The sequence below is a fragment of the Ureibacillus acetophenoni genome (assembly GCF_900220965.1).
GTDB lineage: Bacteria > Bacillota > Bacilli > Bacillales_A > Planococcaceae > Ureibacillus > Ureibacillus acetophenoni.
On sequence record NZ_OBQC01000001.1, the window covers coordinates 84748 to 103923 of the forward strand.

At 36.6% G+C, this 19176-nt stretch carries 19 protein-coding genes and 1 pseudogene; 15 read left to right on the forward strand and 5 right to left on the reverse strand.

Annotated elements, in window-relative coordinates:
• Positions 1-15 precede the first annotated feature (15 nt).
• Positions 16-423, forward strand: a complete 408-nt coding sequence (locus CRO45_RS00385) for a F0F1 ATP synthase subunit epsilon (RefSeq protein ID WP_097147647.1) — start codon at positions 16-18, stop codon at positions 421-423.
• A 124-nt stretch (positions 424-547) separates the two neighbouring features.
• Here the strand turns inward: CRO45_RS00385 and CRO45_RS19860 are convergent, their stop codons facing one another.
• Entirely contained in the window at positions 548-1006 is a 459-nt protein-coding gene (locus tag CRO45_RS19860; protein WP_141400305.1) for a hypothetical protein, read from the reverse strand.
• A gap of 544 nt (positions 1007-1550) precedes the next feature.
• Between CRO45_RS19860 and CRO45_RS00390 the strand changes: the two genes are divergently transcribed.
• The 13 genes from CRO45_RS00390 (at position 1551) to CRO45_RS00450 (ending at position 12310) form a co-directional block, all read left to right on the forward strand.
• Positions 1551-1817, forward strand: coding sequence for a hypothetical protein (locus CRO45_RS00390; RefSeq protein ID WP_097147648.1), 267 nt, complete (start codon positions 1551-1553; stop codon positions 1815-1817).
• 309 nt (positions 1818-2126) lie between these two features.
• Complete coding sequence (locus CRO45_RS00395; RefSeq protein WP_097147649.1) at positions 2127-2369, forward strand: DUF1146 family protein; 243 nt, start codon at positions 2127-2129, stop codon at positions 2367-2369.
• Positions 2370-2916: 547 nt separating this feature from the next.
• The gene (gene murA / locus CRO45_RS00400; RefSeq protein ID WP_097147650.1) at positions 2917-4236 is read left to right on the forward strand and encodes a UDP-N-acetylglucosamine 1-carboxyvinyltransferase; all 1320 of its coding nucleotides are present in this window, start codon (positions 2917-2919) and stop codon (positions 4234-4236) included.
• Positions 4237-4496: 260 nt separating this feature from the next.
• Positions 4497-5447, forward strand: a complete 951-nt coding sequence (gene spoIID, locus CRO45_RS00405) for a stage II sporulation protein D (RefSeq protein WP_097147651.1) — start codon at positions 4497-4499, stop codon at positions 5445-5447.
• Between the two features lie 66 nt (positions 5448-5513).
• Positions 5514-6185: a M23 family metallopeptidase gene (locus CRO45_RS00410; RefSeq protein ID WP_097147652.1), complete on the forward strand. Its 672-nt coding sequence runs from the start codon at positions 5514-5516 to the stop codon at positions 6183-6185.
• Positions 6186-6503: 318 nt separating this feature from the next.
• Positions 6504-6761: a sporulation transcriptional regulator SpoIIID gene (locus tag CRO45_RS00415; RefSeq protein ID WP_097147653.1), complete on the forward strand. Its 258-nt coding sequence runs from the start codon at positions 6504-6506 to the stop codon at positions 6759-6761.
• 312 nt (positions 6762-7073) lie between these two features.
• Positions 7074-8072, forward strand: a complete 999-nt coding sequence (mreB, locus tag CRO45_RS00420; protein ID WP_097147654.1) for a rod shape-determining protein — start codon at positions 7074-7076, stop codon at positions 8070-8072.
• Between the two features lie 186 nt (positions 8073-8258).
• Complete coding sequence (locus tag CRO45_RS00425) at positions 8259-9095, forward strand: flagellar hook-basal body protein (RefSeq protein ID WP_097147655.1); 837 nt, start codon at positions 8259-8261, stop codon at positions 9093-9095.
• Between the two features lie 60 nt (positions 9096-9155).
• Positions 9156-9986, forward strand: coding sequence for a flagellar hook-basal body protein (locus CRO45_RS00430; protein ID WP_097147656.1), 831 nt, complete (start codon positions 9156-9158; stop codon positions 9984-9986).
• A 125-nt stretch (positions 9987-10111) separates the two neighbouring features.
• A complete protein-coding gene (locus CRO45_RS00435) occupies positions 10112-10432 on the forward strand; it encodes a DNA-directed RNA polymerase subunit beta (protein ID WP_097147657.1) in 321 nt (106 codons plus the stop codon).
• Positions 10433-10673: 241 nt separating this feature from the next.
• Entirely contained in the window at positions 10674-11111 is a 438-nt protein-coding gene (gene fabZ, locus CRO45_RS00440) for a 3-hydroxyacyl-ACP dehydratase FabZ (RefSeq protein WP_097147658.1), read from the forward strand.
• 171 nt (positions 11112-11282) lie between these two features.
• Positions 11283-11669 carry a hypothetical protein gene (locus tag CRO45_RS00445; protein WP_097147659.1) on the forward strand — a complete coding sequence of 129 codons (387 nt, stop codon included), beginning with the start codon at positions 11283-11285 and terminating at the stop codon, positions 11667-11669.
• A gap of 236 nt (positions 11670-11905) precedes the next feature.
• Positions 11906-12310 carry a hypothetical protein gene (locus tag CRO45_RS00450; RefSeq protein WP_097147660.1) on the forward strand — a complete coding sequence of 135 codons (405 nt, stop codon included), beginning with the start codon at positions 11906-11908 and terminating at the stop codon, positions 12308-12310.
• Between the two features lie 444 nt (positions 12311-12754).
• On the opposite strand, the gene CRO45_RS00460 is transcribed toward CRO45_RS00450, so the two are convergent.
• Together CRO45_RS00460 and CRO45_RS00465 are read right to left on the reverse strand one after the other, a co-directional pair.
• On the reverse strand, positions 12755-13078 hold the full coding sequence (locus tag CRO45_RS00460; RefSeq protein ID WP_141400306.1) for a hypothetical protein: 324 nt from the start codon (positions 13076-13078) through the stop codon (positions 12755-12757).
• A gap of 136 nt (positions 13079-13214) precedes the next feature.
• The gene (locus tag CRO45_RS00465) at positions 13215-13640 is read right to left on the reverse strand and encodes a YwpF family protein (RefSeq protein ID WP_097148077.1); all 426 of its coding nucleotides are present in this window, start codon (positions 13638-13640) and stop codon (positions 13215-13217) included.
• A 247-nt stretch (positions 13641-13887) separates the two neighbouring features.
• Here CRO45_RS00465 and CRO45_RS00470 point away from each other — a divergent pair.
• Positions 13888-14283, forward strand: a pseudogene (locus CRO45_RS00470) (single-stranded DNA-binding protein); the annotation flags it as partial.
• A gap of 402 nt (positions 14284-14685) precedes the next feature.
• Here CRO45_RS00470 and CRO45_RS00475 read toward each other — a convergent pair.
• Both CRO45_RS00475 and CRO45_RS00480 read right to left on the reverse strand, forming a co-directional pair.
• Positions 14686-17523, reverse strand: a complete 2838-nt coding sequence (locus CRO45_RS00475) for a DEAD/DEAH box helicase (protein WP_408057104.1) — start codon at positions 17521-17523, stop codon at positions 14686-14688.
• The gene (locus CRO45_RS00480; RefSeq protein WP_097147665.1) at positions 17523-19097 is read right to left on the reverse strand and encodes a hypothetical protein; all 1575 of its coding nucleotides are present in this window, start codon (positions 19095-19097) and stop codon (positions 17523-17525) included. The genes CRO45_RS00475 and CRO45_RS00480 overlap by 1 nt, the downstream gene beginning before the upstream one ends.
• Positions 19098-19176: the final 79 nt, after the last annotated feature.

The window sequence follows — 19176 nt, forward strand, 5'->3', positions numbered from 1 at the left end:
CGAGGAGGAAAAAATATGAAGACAGTACAAGTCAATATTGTCACTCCCGACGGCCCAGTATACGATTCTGAAGTTGCAATGGTCATTGCTAAAACAGTTTCGGGGGAAATTGGGGTTCTTCCTGGCCACATTCCTTTAGTTGCTCCACTTTCAATTGGTGGGGTTCAATTAAAAAATGCTGACGGCAAAAGTAATTTTGTAGCAGTTAGCGGTGGTTTCATCGAAGTACGTCCTGATAAAATCTCGATTTTAGCTCCTTCTGCAGAAGTAGCATCTTCGATCGATGTAGCTCGCGCTCAAGAAGCAAAAGCTCGTGCCGAAGAACGTTTGAAAGCGAAAAAAGACGATGTCGATTTCCAACGTGCTGAACTAGCATTAAAACGTGCCATTAATCGTATCAACGTTCATGAGGGTAATGTGTAATAGAACATGTAAGAAGCGGACAGCCAGCCTGTCCGCTTTTTTTGGTTGTGAGTGGGGGAGGCGTTGCGTGCGGGTTGTGGCGCCGCTGCTGGGCTTGCAGGCGGCGGGATTTTCGCAAATAGAGTTATGATATTCGCAAGTAAATATGGGGATATCGCAAATAAGAACATGGAAATCGCAAGTAAGTATGGAGATTTCGCAAGTAAATTGAGAATCGAAATTTCGCAAGTAAAATAGGAATCGCAAATAGATTACCCATTTTCGCAAATAGAAACGCGAAACTCGCAAGTAAATATGGTGATTTCGCAAGTAAAATAGAAATCGCAAATAGATTACCCATTTTCGCAAATAGAAACGCGAAACTCGCAAGTAAATATGGTGATATCGCAAGTAAATTATGAATCGCAAATAGATTACCGATTTTCGCAAATAGGAACGCGAAACTCGCAAGTAAATATGGTGATATCGCAAGTAAAATAGAAATCGCAAATAGATTACCGATTTTCGCAAATAGGAACGCGAAACTCGCAAGTAAATATGGTGATATCGCAAGTAAAATAGAAATCGCAAATAGATTACCCATTTTCGCAAATAGAAACGCGAAACTCGCAAGTAAATATGGTGATATCGCAAGTAAATAGAAATCGCAAATAAACTATCGATTTTCGCAAATAGGAACGCGAAACTCGCAAGTAAATATGGTGATATCGCAAGTAAAATAGAAATCGCAAATAAATTTCCGATTTTCGCAAATAGGAAGGCGAAACTCGCAAGTAAGTATGGTGATATCGCAAGTAAATATAAAGATTTCGCAAATAAAACGTGAAAAGCAAATAGACACCTGATTTTCGCAAATAAATTTCCGATTTTCGCAAATAGAAACGCGAAAATCGCAAGTAAGTCTGGAGCTTTCGCAAATGAAATAGGAATCACAAATAAACTCCCGATCTTCGCAAATAGGTATGCGAAAATCGCAAGTAAGTCTGGAGCTTTCGCAAATGAAAATAGGAAACGCAAATAAACTTCTGATTTTCGCAAATAGGAACGCGAAACTCGCAAGTAAATATGATGAAATCGCAATTAAAATGTGAAACGCAAATACTCTGCTGATTTTCGCAAATAGGAACGTGAAACTCGCAAGTAAATATGGTGATATCGCAAGTAAAATAGAAATCGCAAATAAATTTCCAATTTTCGCAAATGGGACCGTGGAAATCGCAAGTAAGTATGGTGATATCGCAAGTAAAATAGAAATCGCAAATAAACTCCTGATTTTCGCAAATAGGAAGGCGAAACTCGCAAGTAAATATGAAGATTTCGCAAGTAAATCAGGAAAAGCAAATAAACTCCTGATTTTCACAAATAGTTTAGCAAAATCGCAAATGAATGTGTAGATTTCGCAAGTAAGACTTCCGATTATCGAAAATTAGAACGCAGAAATAAAGATCCCCTTTGAGTAAAAGAGAAACTTGCTCATAAAAAACAACTCACACTTAATCAATGAAACTCGCTCAAGAAACCAACAACGCCTACCAAAAAACACATCTATTAATAAGGAAACAGATATCACTCAAATACAATCATCCAACATTGATACACAATCGCCCAATTCTACAAGCAAAATAATATACCAGTAATACTACGCCCATGTTATAAAGAACATAACGACAATTAATCAAAAAACCTTTGGAGGGAAATACATTATGGAAATATATAATTCATTAGGAATGGATGCGGCAATTAGTATTTTTTCGCATATCTTTTTTATTGGAGTGACGTTTTATGCATTACAGGCATTCCGCATGGAACAACTGTTTAAGAAGGGAAGGACATTCCAGATTCAACTCATCTATATACTATTAAGTATTGCCATTGGATCTAGCGTTTCGAATTTTATTCTAGATATTACAGGGTGGTCTAGACAATTACCATATCTATTTACATAAGTAAATAGAGAAGCTACGTATATATAATAGAATGAAACTATAAAATTCAGGTGCGGTTAGTCCCAACTTAAGAGAATATTAATAGTAATTTGTATAATATTTAATAAAGTTCACATAAATTCACTAGAATGCTCATAAATAAATAATATGCCTATTGTTAAATTTCGCAGAAAAATATAAAAAATTTGCTGATTTTTTCAGACGCTGCCACTTACAAAAATAAAAAAACGACAACCAGTTTTGTCGTTACAGTACATATTAAGTCAATATTCCCTGGGAAATTACCGAATTTTGTTACATACCGTTTTTACAACAATTGTCAAAGGTGTCAAATTGGTGTTAAAGCTTGTTATGAATTCACCAAACTGTCTTCTTCAGCGTAATATAAATTGTAGATTAATATTTAAAAATAACGTAAAATAGTTAGTTGAGAGCTTGTTTATAGAGCTTAAAAACTGTAACATATTGATGGTTAGTTATTTTTAAATAGATGAATGATAGAAATAAGATTAGTAGTTACGGACAATTGAATTCGGAGGGACGAATTGTGGAGAAAATTATTGTTACGGGAGGCCAAAAGTTAAAAGGGTCCGTAAAGGTTGAAGGTGCTAAAAACGCAGTATTACCAATTCTAACAGCATCATTGTTAGCATCTAAAGATCGTACAACAATAAAGGACGTTCCAAGTTTAGCGGATGTTCACATTATAAATGAAGTATTAAGAAGCTTAAATGCTGATGTACAATATGACGTAGAAAAAAATGAAATTAACATAAATGCAACGAACACATTAAATAGTGAGGCCCAATTTGAGTTTGTAAGTAAAATGCGCGCTTCCATTTTAGTGATGGGATCCTTATTAGCTCGTAATGGATACGCAAGAGTAGCACTTCCAGGTGGCTGTGCGATTGGATCACGTCCGATTGAGTTACACCTTAAAGGTTTTGAAGCAATGGGTGCAAAGATTTCATTTGGTCATGGTTATGTTGAAGCAAGAGTTGAAGACCGTTTAAAAGGCGCTGAAATCTATTTAGATTTCCCCAGTGTTGGAGCTACAGAGAATATTATGTCAGCAGCTGCACTAGCTAAAGGGACAACAATTATTGAAAATGCGGCTAAAGAACCAGAGATTGTCGATTTAGCTAACTTTATCAATAGTATGGGTGGTCGTGTAAAAGGTGCAGGAACAGACACAATCCGTATTGAAGGTGTCGAAGAATTACATGGAACAACACATCATGTAATCCCTGACCGTATTGAATGTGGAACATTTATGATTGCTGCAGCAATTACTCGTGGCGATGTATTCATTGAAAATGCTGTTCCAGAACATATGACAGCGTTAATTGCGAAGCTTCGCGAAATGGGTGTTGAAATCATTGAGGAAGACAATGGTGTTCGTGTGCGTGCAAACAATCCATTAAAAGCAATTGATATTAAAACAATGCCACATCCTGGTTTCCCAACAGATATGCAGGCTCAAATGATGGCTCTATTGTTAACAGCTAATGGAGCAAGCATCATTACAGAAACTGTATTTGAAAACCGCTTTATGCATGTGGAAGAATTTAGACGTATGAATGCTGAAATGAAAATCGAAGGTAGAACAGTGTTTATCGATGGCCCTACTAAACTTCAAGGCGCTGAAGTAGCTGGTACTGATTTACGTGCGACAGCCGCTTTAATTTTAGCTGGGCTAGTTTCAGAAGGTTTAACACGAGTTACAAACTTACATCATTTAGACCGTGGTTATGTTGCCTTCCATGAAAAACTTGCTTCCTTAGGAGCTAACATTATTCGTGTGAACGATGAGCAAGTGAAGAAAGAAGTAAAGCCAAATCTTGCGACAGAAAATCAATTAGTCTAATTTTAGAATTTAATTATCTTAACCTATGTAATTATTAATACAAATATGAGCGAGTTTTAAATAGTTATAAAAAAATTTTTATGCCGTAACGTTGAATTTTCGGGTAAATCCTGAAATAAGATAAACCATACAGATTACAGTTAAAAGCACAATTAAATAAAATGTAACGAATAACGACATGTATCTAAAAATGGTACTTGTCGTTTTTTCTTACCTTTTGTTACTACTAAATTGCTAACTTCATACATATGGATAGTAGTATGAAAAATATAAATTACATGAGCAGATGGATACCAATCATACTAATAGGAGCTTTTATCCTTGTATTATTTATTATGCCATTATTGTTTCGATCGCAAGTGCAATCATCAACCACTGTAGAGCTTGATCCTGAACAGAAAACATGTGAAATCTTTATTAAAATTGCAGATGAGGAGAATCCTATTACACTAGAAGAATATGTCGTTGGGGTAGTGGCGGCTGAAATGCCTGCCAACTTCCATCCAGAAGCATTAAAAGCCCAAGCAATCGCTGCAAGAACTTATGTATTACAATCGACGAACTATGGGGAAACGGAGATTGAGCCTACTGTAGCTAGACAAGTTTACTACGATCAAACAGTACGTCAGAACAATTGGCAAAGTGCTTTTTCTGAAAATGAACAAAAAATACGTGAAGCAGTGAAAAGTACAGAAGGCGAAGTAATTGTTTACAACGAAGAGTTGATCACGGCTATGTTCCATTCAATGAGTAACGGTATGACAGAAAGTGCAAAAAATTATAGTGGGAATGACTTGCCTTATTTACAACCTGTGGCAAGTACTGATTTTCAATATGCGACGAATTATGAAGTGACGGAAACTTTTACTATTGAAGAATGGAATGCAAAATTAGGTGGTAGCTTTACACTTAGTCAAGTAGATCAGCTGAAATTGACGAGAAACGATACGGGGAGGGTAGACAAGGTAACATTAAAAGATAAAGTTTGGACAGGACGCGATTTTCGAACTTTACTAGATTTGCGTTCAACAGACTTTAATATTGATGTAAATGGGGAAACAATTGTTGTCACAACAGAAGGGTATGGTCATGGTGTTGGAATGAGTCAATACGGTGCAGATGCAATGGCAAAACAAGGTTCATCAGCACATCATATTATCAATCATTACTACAAAAATACAAAAATTGAGAAAATATCTTGTTCTTGGTAAAATTTTTGGAAAAATTATGATTAAAAATGGAATAAACTGTTCACACTGCTTTTAGAGGTGATGAACATGAGAGAAGATAACAAATCTAAAATTCCTTCTCCAACTAACAAAAAAGACGGGTTGCAAAACAAACCTTGGTTTTGGCCAACTGTATATGCTGCTATTGCCGTTGCGCTAATCGGTCTAATTTTTAGTTATAACGCATTAATTGGCAATAATGAAGAAGAGCAAAACGTTGCTGTGCAAACACAAAATAATACGGAAGACACAGTAATCGAAACAAATGCTCAAGTTGAGACTTTGAAGTATCCATTTGATGAAACTATGAAAGATCAAGTTGCTATTCTTCAAGATTTCTACGATCTAGAAGCTGATGAAGCAACAAGAGAAAAAGCATTACTAGTATTCAATCAAACTTTCTCAACGTCTTCAGGTGTGTCAATCTCAGTGAATAGCGAACCATTCGAAGTAAAAGCAGCTATGAGTGGTGAAGTCACAAAAGTGAAATTGGATGCATTTACAGGTAATCAAATTATCATTACACATCCAAACGGAATGGAAACACGTTATAGTTCTGTGACGGACATCCTTGTAAAAGAAGGCGACAAGGTTGTTCAAGGACAATCACTTGCAACAACAATGGAAAATTCATGGAATCCAAATGCTGGAGTTCATTTATTCTTCGAAGTGTTGCAAGATGGTGAACACGTAAACCCTAGAAACTTCCTTGCTTTCTAATGCCAGGTGAAATTGTGTGAGTGCCAGTCACCCACACAATTCGCAAAAATGACTACCACAATTCCGACGAGTTGTGGTAGTTCACGCACCTATACAATTCTGATAATTCTGAATTGTTTTAGTGCCAGGCACCTGCAAGGTTACAGCAGACAATTTACCTATTGATGTTCTGAATGCAGTCGAATTATCATATTGTGAATAAACGTTAATATCGCTAGTTGCAAACGTCTATGAAATGATCGCAATATGACCACGTCAAATTTACGCTTATCGTTAGCAAAACGGCACTTTCTTATATCCGATAGAAAGGAAGAGAACGTGCACGAGCACATTCGACATCGCTGCGTTCGACTTGGTGAACTGCTCCTTGAAACTGGTGAAACGGTCCGCGTTCTTGCAAAAATGACAGGCTATTCAAAAAGTACTGTTCATAAAGACTTGACGGAAAGATTATACCTAGTGAATGAAAAGCTTGCTAATGAAGTGAAAGAAGTACTAGCTTATCATAAATCAATTCGTCATTTGCGAGGGGGCGAGGCGACACGTCAGAAGTGGCAGGCCCAACAAAAAAAATGAAAAGGCATTTAGTTTGGCTAAATCATTGGCCAACTAAATGCTTTTTTTTGTGATTTGCGCATAGATTGTATATAAATTGTGTGTAAATTGTGTGTGTACCAGGTACCCAAACAATTCTAAAAATTCAGAATTGTTTGGGTACCTGGTACTCTAAATGTGAGCTCTAAATTGGGATTCAAAATTTTCCAATCAGTGGAACGATAGTACTAAATTAAAGATGTATTTATTATTTGAATATGATAAAATATTCTAGATAATGATATATAAAAGTTTGAAAAATGTTGGATATGGCGGGAAGGAGATTTTTCATAGATGTTTTCCAAAGATATTGGTATTGATTTAGGAACTGCAAACGTCCTGATCTATGTGAGAGGAAAGGGTATCGTTTTAAATGAGCCATCAGTTGTTGCAATTGACAAAAATACAAACCGTGTACTTGCTGTAGGTGAGGAAGCAAGACAAATGGTAGGACGTACTCCGGGCAATATTGTTGCAATTCGTCCAATGAGAGACGGTGTCATTGCAGACTTTGATGTTACAGAAGCGATGTTAAAACACTTTATTTCAAAATTGAACTTAAAAGGGTTTTTAGCAAAACCACGCATCCTAATTTGCTGTCCAACAAATATTACAAGCGTGGAACAAAAAGCAATTCGAGAAGCTGCCGAAAAGTCTGGTGGTAAAAAGGTTTACTTAGAGGAAGAACCAAAAGTGGCTGCTATTGGGGCAGGTATGGATATTTTCCAACCAAGTGGAAATATGGTCATCGATATAGGTGGCGGTACAACGGATGTTGCAGTTCTATCAATGGGTGATATCGTAACAAGCGAATCGATTAAAGTAGCGGGGGACGTCTTTGATAACGATATTTTACAATACATAAAGAAACAGTATAAATTGTTAATCGGAGAACGTACTGCAGAACAAATAAAAATAAACATTGGTACAGTGTTCCACGGTTCTAAAAACGACGAAATGGAAATCCGAGGTCGCGATTTAGTATCAGGATTACCACGTACGATTACAATTAAATCAGAAGAAATTGAAAAAGCACTACATGAATCAGTATACATGATTGTACAAGCTGCAAAAAATGTATTAGAAAGAACGCCACCAGAACTATCTGCCGACATCATTGACCGTGGTATAATTATTACTGGTGGTGGAGCACTGCTTCATGGTATGGATCAGTTATTAATTGAAGAATTGAAAGTTCCTGTTTTTGTTGCAGAAAATCCGATTGATTGTGTAGCGGTTGGAACAGGCATCATGTTAAATAACATCGATAAAGCAGCAACAGCAAAGTTTTAACTTCATTTATAAACTCAACAGCCATAGGTGGTAAGTTAATTGCATAGGATTATCATTCAGTATGTGGACAACCACTTGCTGAATGAAGTAGCCTATGGTGCTAGATGCACTTAGATTTTGATCGAGTTCGAGTGAGCTCAAAAACTCCACACCAAGGTGAAATTGATGAAAAAGAGGTGAATCGTATTGTTTAAAGGGTTTTACACTGTTGCTACCGGGATGATTGCACAACAAAGAAAAACAGAAGTAATTACAAACAATATGGCAAATGCAAATACACCTGGATTTAAAGCCGATCAAACGACAATACGTTCTTTCCCTGATATGTTACTATCTGCGGTTGATAAAACAAATATACCAACTGAGAAAAATTTAAATGTACCATTGATTCAAGAAATTGGCTCTTTAAGTACTGGAATTTATATGCAAGAAACTCTTGCAAATTATGCACAAGGTTCATTAATTGAGACGAATATGGTTACAGATATGGCGCTTATTGATGGAACCTATCCAATTGATGAAGAGTCAGGTAATATGGGAACTGCCCTTTTCAGATTAGAACATCCAGACGGTGGAGAAGCGTATACGCGTAACGGAAACTTTACTTTAGATCCACAAGGTTATCTTGTAAATGGAAATGGCTATTATGTATTATCTGAAACTGGAGAACGAATTGTTGTACCAAATGATAACTTCCAGCTTTCAGAAGATGGAACGATTTCTATTGATAACGTTCCAATCGCTACAGTAGGTGTATCATTTTCAGCAAACCCTAGTTTATTAGTAAAACAAGATAATGGCTTATTCCGTACTGAAGACGGAGGAGTTTTACCTTCCGCATACGGACAAGAAGGCGTTGTATTTGGACTAAAACAAAGTTACTTAGAAGGGTCAAATGTTGACTCAGCTAGATCTATGACACACTTATTAACAGCGTACCGTGCTTTTGAAGCAAATCAAAAAGTACTTCAAGCTTACGATAAGAGTATGGAAAAAGCGGTAAACGAAATTGGTCGAGTTTAGTACAACTTGAGTCAATTTTACAGTTGAAATTAAAAACAAAGAACGAAAGGAAGTTGTAAAATGCTTCGAACAATGGTTACTGCAACTAACACATTAAATCAACTGCAGCAACAAATTGACAACATAAGTAATAACCTTGCAAACAGTAATACAGCGGGTTACAAAGCAAAAGAAGCACAATTTTCCGAGCTTCTTTATCAACAATATAACAATGACAAATTAGACCAGGCACAGCGTCAATCACCAGCGGGAATTCGTTACGGTGTTGGGGCAAAATTAGGTCAAATTCAAACAAATCATGCACAAGGCAGTTTGCAATCGACAAATCGTGATCTTGACCTTGCTTTTAATAAAGAAAAACAATACTTCAATATTTTAATGCCAAACGGTGCCGATGGAACAAATTTAGTTTATTCAAGACAGGGGAATTTTTACGTTTCTCCAGTTGAAGATGGACTTGTTATGTTAGTAAACGGTGATGGCTATGCGGTTGCAGATTCTACAGGGAATCCGATTTTATTCCCAGAAGGATTTGAAAATTTCACATTAACAGATGAAGGAATTCTAGGAGTTAACTATCCAACTGGTGAAACAATTACTGCAGAATTAGGTATTACAGAACTCCAAAAGCCGCAAGCTATGGAGCATATTTCTAATACATATATTGGGATTCCAGAAAACTTTGCTGGGTTAAGAGAAGATATTTTAATTGATTTACTAGGTCCTGCTCGTACAGAAATCGGTCTTCAAAATGGTGCCTTAGAGCAGTCAAATGTTGATATTTCAAAAGAAATGACAGACCTAATTACAGCTCAACGTTCATATCAATTCCAATCACGTGCAATTACATTGGCCGATCAAATGCTTGGCTTGATCAATGGAATAAGATAATTTTTCGGTCTTAATTCTACTATGTTTAATAGAGATAGAAAAAGTTTATAATAAATACATCTAATTTCACATGGTATCAACTCCTGATACCGTGTGAATACGTAATTCTAAAGGAGTACAAACCAATGACAAATGAATTAATAAATGATAATTCCAATCCGCGTGAGGATTTATCTCAACTAAAAAAGACAAGTCGTCGGCGGATGCGAAGAGAAGAAAGTAAGCAAAAGAAGGAAGTAAAACAACCTCAAACAACAAAAGAAATTCTATTTTCAAGACTTCTTGCAACGGCTATTAAGGTAATTGTCTTCTTTGCAGTTCTTCTATTTGTTGCAATTGCTGGTTTAATGATTGGATATGGGGTAATCGGTGAAGGAAATCCAGTTGATGCATTAAACTGGGATACTTGGCAACATATGTTAGACATCATCAATGGGAAAGAGTAATGCATTCATTTAAGTGCTAAAGCATTTAAACTTGAAACATATTCTTCCCACTTTTTTCTTCTATATTCGGTATTTTTGACACATACTATTTTGTAATAATTTATTAATGATGTCATAAATCTGTTATACTCCGTTAAAGGAAATTCATTTATTAATTATGATATGATAAGTATAGTAATCGCAATTTTATATTAGTAATGGGATAACTTATACATATAAATACAAATTAGGGGGAAATCAAATGTTACATGCAGATGAAATTCAGGCGATTTTACCACATCGCTATCCATTTTTATTAGTAGATCGAATTATTGAAGTGGAAGAAGGAAAACGCGCGGTCGGTTTAAAAAATGTTTCTATTAATGAGGATTTCTTTAACGGCCATTTTCCTGGATATCCGGTAATGCCAGGAGTACTAATTATTGAAGCATTAGCTCAAGTGGGCGGAGTTGCTTTACTAAAATCTGAACAATTTAAAGGAAGACTTGCGTTCTTAACAGGTATTGATAACGCTCGTTTTAAACGTCAAGTAGTACCTGGAGACCAGTTGCGCTTAGAAGTAGAATTTGTTAGAATGAGGGGCCAAATGGGTAAAGGACACGCTGTCGCAACTGTAGATGGTGAAATTGCTTGTGAAGCAGACATTCTATTTGCAATCGGACCAGAACAACCAAAGTAAAATTGTTTATTCGTCACTATATCTCCTTTACGTTACATGTATATGCATAGTAAAAAAGTCGGAATTTGAAATTTTACTTGATAAAGGATACAATATACTAGTGATTTGAATCGATTGGTAATAAATGGTTTAGTAGTAGTTGCGGTTATATACGTAGGAGGTAATTAAATAATGTACAAAGATTTATCTTCAGGAGTTAAAATAAGTCTTACACGTTCGATTTCGACATCGTTTGAATTATATTTAGCGTCAATTGGCTGGGATGAAGAAAAATTCTCAATGGAAGATTACATGAAATACTGGCAAAGTTATTTCACAGAAAGTGCCGCTTGGTATGATAAAATTCCACAAGAAGTGTTAGTCAACCCACAATTCCATGAAGAAATTGCACAAAAAATTGATGAAGTGATCGAAAAAGTTCTAACTGAAGAACCAACACAAAAGCAGATCGACTCCATTGAAAAAATGCAACAACAGCTAGGAACGGAATATACTTATAGTTGTAAAGCAGAAGCTGCTTATGTTGAGCAATTATTAAAAAATCAGTTAAATCAATAAGAATCTTAACTTACTGACATTGGTTAAGTATGGGTGATAAGCACAACATACATTCAGTAAGTTGAAATCCTTATTGGGGTAACTAATTTTCCCGTCCTGTTCGTATACTTTATAATTTAATGGAAAGTTGCATAAATTAGTCAAGGATAGTTCCCTCTTTTCCCGGGTAATCTATGAACAGTCACATCCAAAGTGTGTGATGTTAATGATTATTTGAAAGGAGGGAGCTTTTTTATATGAAAAAGCCATTGTACGCATTTATCATGGGATCAGCTCTATTAGTGGGGTGTAATACGGACGATAACGCCGCAAACGATAACGACAATACACCTGTAGAGGACCTTGGGGATAACATTCAAGAGGGTGCTCGTGATGTCGAAAATGGCGTGAATGATGTTCTTGACGGGAACAATGGTAATGATGGCCTAATGGACAACAATGGCAATGGTAATGGCACAGTTAACGATAACAATGGGAACTTAACGGGCCCAGAAGTTAACAACGGTGGCTTAGAAGGTACTACGAATAACGGCATGAATGGTGGTGCCGATGGTGTACAAAACAGCAACGGTGCTGGCCAAAATGGTGATTCTGGCGTCATCAACAACAATGATGAGCGCATCACAGACGACGAAAAATAACCATTAGCTAACCCGTAACACAATTGAATAGCATGAAACAGGACAAAAATCAGAAACGCAATTTCTGGAGGCGGCAAGGCTTCTAGAGCGCGTTTCTGATTTTCTTTTAGGGGAGGGGATTGCGGGGCGGGAGATCGGCGTACGATCAATATCGCAAATAGAGTGTCGGGATTCGCAAATAAATTGCTGAAAATCGCAAATAAAGTACTCGGAATCGCAAGTAAATTAAAAATCGAAAATAAAGTGCTAGAATTCGCAAATAATAAGCTAATAATCGCAAATAGAGTACTCAGATTCGCAAGTAAAATAAAAATCGCAAATAGAATCCGGAAATTTCGCAAATAAAGTACCGGAAATCGCAAATAAAGTACCCGGATTCGCAAGTAAAATAAAAACCCAAAATAGGATCCGGAAAATCGCAAATAAGCAGTCAATAATCGCAAATTAAGTACCCGGAATCGCAAGTAAAATAAAAGTCGCAAATAGAATCCAGAAATTCGCAAATAAGCAGTCAATAATCGCAAATAAAATACCCGGATTCGCAAGTAAAATAAAAATCGCAAATAGAGTGCCGGAAATCGCAAATAAACAGTCAATAATCGCAAATAATATACCCGGATTTGCAAGTAAATAAAAAAATCGCAAATAGGATACGGAAATTCGCAAATAAACAGTCAATAATCGCAAGTAAATAAAAATTCGCAAATGGAATCCTGTAATTCGCAAATAAAGTGCCGAAATTCGCAAATAAGCAGTCAATAATCGCAAATAAAGTACCCGGATTCGCAAGTAAATAAAAAATCGCAAATGGAATCCTGTAATTCGCAAATAAAGTGCCGGAAATCGCAAATAAACAGTCAACAATCGCAAATAAAGTCCCCGAATTCGCAAATAAAAACTATATTTAAATCTCCCTCAACTTCGGCCTTTCCTTCATCCCTTTTTCAAAACGGTCAATCAGCTCTTCTTTTGGTAGATCTTCTTCAAGAAGCAACTTGAGTAGATGCTCGGCATATTTCTTACGTAGCTGCGTAACCGCACCTTTTAACAAGACAGAGTAATTTCCGCGGATTTCGCGTATGTCGCTCACTACAACAGAAAATGGAGCGGGTTCGTTATCTGGGAATGAAATGACCACATGTACGTCAACTACTTCACCTGATTTATGTAATTGCTGGAAGGTAGCTATATGTTCTTTTGAGATGAAAAGCTCTAACACCCATGATTTGTGACTGTTTTCTTGATTAATGACAATACCGTCAATCAAAGGAAAGTTCTGCTTGCTATCCTCTTTAATCAATGCAAAAGAGAGCATTTTAAACGTCTTCAAATCGCATTCCCCCTTCAAAAAATAGATATTTTTAGTATAACATAGAAAATTGCGAAACTTTTTATTTGGCGGTTTTTTAAAAAACGTCTTGAGCTCATATTTCTCAACAATTTCCCCTATTTTGGGCAAAAATATGCCCTTTCAAAATTAAAATTTCACCCCCTGAAAACATGCCAAAAGTAGATTTTCAGATTTTGCCAAAAATGAACCTTTCAAAGTATGATGATAGCGAAAGGAGGTGCTAAAAATGAACCAAGTCGGACTGGTAGGTCGAGTAACTAAAGATCCAGTACTTAGACAATTATCAGAAGGTCGAATACACGCCAGTTTTACAATCGCTATCAACAGAAACTACAAAAACAACGAAGGAATAGTTGAGGCAGATTTCGTTCAATGTAGTGCTTGGGGAAGGCTCGCTGAACGAATTGCTGAATACTGTGGTAAGGGATCACTTATTGGAGTGAATGGAAGGTTACAATCTAGATCCTATACGAATAAAGAAAACAAAAAAGTGTATTCGACTGAAGTACAAATCGATGATGTCCGATTCTATATATTAAAAATTCCAGCAAACAAAGTACAGAAGGAAAAGAATGTAAGTGAAGGTGCTCAAGTAGCAGAATCCAGCGCAACATTTGATTTTGGGGAAAATCAAACAATTGCAGTTGGAACAACACCAAGTGGTTCAAATGAATTATTAAACAGCTTTGAATTACCAAAAACAGAAGAAGCATTACCAATCAGGTAATAAAACATGTTGAAGGAACAACAAAATCCATAACTTTTTCAATCAAATAAAAATCTCACTCCGATAAAAATTACAGAACTGAATTCCAAAATTAGCTTTCGAGCTATATATGTATTCCTCTAAATAATTTGCCCCTAGAAAGGAGGTTTTAACATAAAAATCATTACTGACTGACCGCCCAGTAGTGATACCATTTCTCCAACTCTACATAGCTAGAGTATGACAACTGAATAATGAAAGTAAGAGACAAACACGAGGCTAAAAAAAGAGTCGAAGCCATTGCGACTTCGACTCTGATTACCTTAAAACTGCAGCATCAAGTGTTAACAGATCCATTAATTCCTCATCTTGTAACTCTGTCAACCAGTTGCTTGATTGGATAAGCTCTTCAGAAAGGGCTGATTTAATTTCAATCATTTTATCAACCTTTTCTTCGATAGTTCCAATCGTAATAAATTTATGCACTTGCACAAACTCAGTTTGACCAATACGATAAGCTCGGTCAGTAGCTTGGTTTTCGATGGCAGGATTCCACCAACGATCTGCGTGTAAAACGTGAGTCGCAGCCGTTAAATTTAAACCAGTTCCTCCAGCTTTTAAAGACAGTAAGAAAATAGGGAACTCTTTTGCCTGGAATGACTCAACCAGTGAATCTCGCTGACCTTTTGGCATACTTCCAGTCAAAAACGGAACATCCAAATCTAAAAGTTCACTGAAACAATGTTGTAGTAAATTCCCCATACCAATGTACTGAGTAAAAATTAAACATTGCTCACCATTTTCAACAATTTCAGTGGCAAGCTCAACGATACTCTTTAATTTCACAGAACGCTCCATCATGGAATTTGCATCTTCAAAAGGTTCTTTTAAGTAAAGGGCAGGGTGATTACATAGCTGCTTTAACTTACTTAACATCTGTAGAATTCGACCCTTTTTCTCAAACCCAGTCATGTTTTCCATTTGAGTTACTGTATCTTGAATATATCCTTCATACAGCGCGGCTTGTTCGCTAGTTAAAGGACAGAATTTTTTCGTCTCTAATTTATCTGGTAAGTTTAATTGTAAATCCGGATCATTTTTCGTTCTTCGTAATAAGAAGGGACGAATCTTAGCCCGTAAGATCTCTTTATGTTGCTCTGATTCATCACGTTCGATAGGCAATATAAACTGCTCTTGGAATTTTCCGAAACTACCTAAATAACCTTTATGAATAAAATCAAAAATCGCCCACAACTCAGATAATCTATTTTCAATCGGTGTTCCTGTTAATGCAATATGATGTAGTCCTTTTAATTTACGAATTGATTTAGATTGGAGTGTTTGCATATTTTTAATATTTTGAGCTTCATCCAAAACTATTGTTGACCAATGAATCTTTTCTAAAAAGTCGACATCTTGAGAAATCGTCCCGTAAGTCGTTAATATAATATGTGGTTTTTCATCTTCTACAAATGAACGGAAAGCATCTTCTTTTAATCGTGAACTACTGTAATGTGTAGAAACGCGCAAACTCGGAGCAAATCGTGCTAATTCCTTTTGCCAGTTTCCTAATACAGATGTCGGACAAACAATAATGGTTGGTGCAGTTTCTCCAAGTGTTTCAACCGTATGCAATACATAACTAATTAATTGGACTGTTTTTCCGAGTCCCATATCATCAGCTAAAATGGCGCCAAACTGCTGTTCTCTCATAAATACTAGCCATTCCAAACCTTCTTGCTGATATGGTCGTAACTCAGCCTGTAATGAATCCGGAAGTTGTACTAGTGGTAAACCTTTCTTATCTTGCAGTTGTTCAACATAAGTTTTTAAAGATCTTTGCATTTCAAAGGTAAATAAAGGATCGTCCCGCTCATCATCTTCTAAGTCATCGTCTTCTTGCAAAGGAGCAGTAAGTTCTTCAGGTAACTCACGGAATAATAATTCACGAACTGTCCAATTTTCCTTTTCCGCTTGATCCATAAGTTCACGGATTTCATTCATCCATTCAGCATCTAAGCGGAACCACTCCGTACCAACACGGATGAATTCACGTTTTTCATTTACCATTTGAATGAATTGCTCTTCAGAAATTTTAGAACCACCAAGTGAAAGATTCCACTTAAACGTTAAGATATCATCAAGTCCGGCCACTTTTCGTGTCGTTTGACTAGTAGCACTAACTCGAACGCGCATTTTAGATTGCTTTAACTCTTTTAACCAAGCCGGTAAGATAACATCAAATCCAAGTGCTTGTAATTTAGCGAAATCATTACGTAATAATGAACGTACTTGAGTGTCTTCTAATTCCGCATGCAACAAGACATCTTGCGAAATACCAGGTTGATCTATTTGAATCAACTCCAGCATTTGCTTTTGCATAGATTCAATTTCATCTGCGTAAGCTTCCCATTTCATTGGAAGTACTTGCTTAATTGGCAAATGGCGTTTTCGAACTGGAGGAGTCCATAATTTTGCTGTTTTTACAGAACTAATGACAGTTTCAAGTAACCAAACTTCTTGAGTATCTTCTGGTTCGCTTAACCTTAGTGAAACACGTACATCTCCAATGGTACGTTCGTTATTTAGTGGCCAGCCACCTTCTTTAAAGAACGGGATGAGCGCCGGGATATCTTCATTTGTTAAACCAGCATAAATTAATTTTTGCTTTGTTGCAGTATTGAGTAGTTCTTGACATTTTGGCAGATCCACTTCGGAAGGATAAAAGTTACTCATTACGTATTCATCTTTACTAAAAACTTCGGGTAGCTCGAACTTGAGCCCGTCTTCTTCAGTAAGTAGAGCATAATCCCAAAGCGCGGAACTGTTCCATAGTTGTTGAACGGATTTCACTACTCGTAGGAGCTTATCTGAATTCTCATCAGCACCATCGATTTGCACAAAAGGATGGGCAATCTTAGGTGACATTAAATCCATCAACTCACTTAAAGTCAAAAAGATTGTGTTTTCTTCCGTGTTTGCACTGAGCCCGAAAAAGTTTTGCTCGTATCGATAAAATAACAGATGCGCCCACGAGCTCACCGGTAATGTAAATGAGTCATCCGATGTTGAAACAGCCTTTACAGTATAGAAACCTGGTTCCCGCTCAACTAGCTGGATTCTTATGGACTTTGTAAAAGGTGAGGTGATCTGCATCATAATAGTAGATTTCCTTTCTCTAACTCTTCCTGAAGTGCACGCAATCGTTTATTTTGCTCTTTCACAGTTTGAATATAGTCTGACCAAAAGTTAACTTTTCCACTTTTTTTAGCGGCAGATTTCATCATTTTCCAAATGCGAACTGCTTGTTTGTAGTTTAACCGAGATTTTTGATTCACTTCCTCCATCGCATAAAAGTGATATAGAGGGAGTGTTGCATGTGGAGCTTCATCTATCACTTCTCGTAAACCGCAAGATTCCAAATACGAAATAGAAGATGGATGCAGTTGATGAAGGGCAGCCCACTCTTCATAACGTTTGTTTTTTAACAAATACATTGAAAAAGGTTGGATCCCGTAAACACCAAATGCGGAATATAAAGATTGTTCTTCATATTCAGTGAGTGCAATATTTTCATATAATTTACTTACTTTTTTTACATAGGATTGGCGGAATCCAGGTTGCAAATAATGGTTCAGGAATTTATTTAAATAAGGTAAAATCGCTTTTAAGATTAGTTCAGTCGCAAGTGAGTCGTTTTTGGAAACAGAAAACTTTGCTAAACCGAAATATAACAATAATTGTTCTTCGTAAATCGTTGCTAAATTCGCTTTTAACTCGTCATAGTTTTTCAAAATAATAAAAAACATGTTTTTAATAACTTTCGCTGTAACGTCATTTTCGAGCGCAGTTGCATTTTCAATAAGTTCAAGCTCTTCAATGGCCCGACGTCTTTCGATAAACATCGTATCCCAGAATAATAAATAAAGGTTCATTCTTCGGTTAATATGGCCTTCGCGTTGAGTAATGAATTCGCGCACCATTTTTTGAAGAACATCATAAAACGGATCCATGGCAAATAGACGAGACCGTGCTGTAATTTCTTGAATGTGGTTCTGTAATGAGTCATAACGTCGATCGAAAAAGTATTCGAAATAGTCATTTTCCATTCGGGAACCTGTTTTTGTGAGATATTCCCAAATTATATTCAACACGGAAAGTTCCATGAAAATATTGTAAAGCGGTTGCCATTCACGCTCAAAAGGTAAGTGTTTTTTCAATTTAGACAGTGCGTTGTCAGCCATTGTTGAAATAAGGTAGCTATCTAAACGTGCTTCCCCTCGTAGTATGTGTGACATGACTTCATCGACCATCGTTTGCCAGCTCTCTGGACTCCGTTCTCCTGCTAACACATGTAGGGAAACATTTTTCTTCTCCCGCCAATTTGCAGCCCAATCCTGTACGGAATCTAAATATTGATAGAGCGACAAAATCACACTTACTTTATGACGGCACATTCCATCTTGTGGACAACTGCAAACAATAAGTTTGTGATTAAAATCAATGGTCACATCCGGTGGACTAACATCTTGTACAAATATGTAAAGTCGTTTCTGCGTCGGAATATATCGTTGAAACAAAACAGATTTATTGCGCACCGCAAAAAGTGCACGTCGAACAAGCTCCTCATCCTCTGTCACAGAAGGATGGAGCGTCCGTTCAATCTGATCGACCTGTTCATAGATAAATGCCGAATGTTCTCGCGCAATTTCTGAAACCGATAAACTCATCTGACCTCTCCCTAAACTATTGCTTTATATTTTCGTTAGGCGGGCTGTACCTTGGTTGGCCAGCCCGCCGGAAACCTTA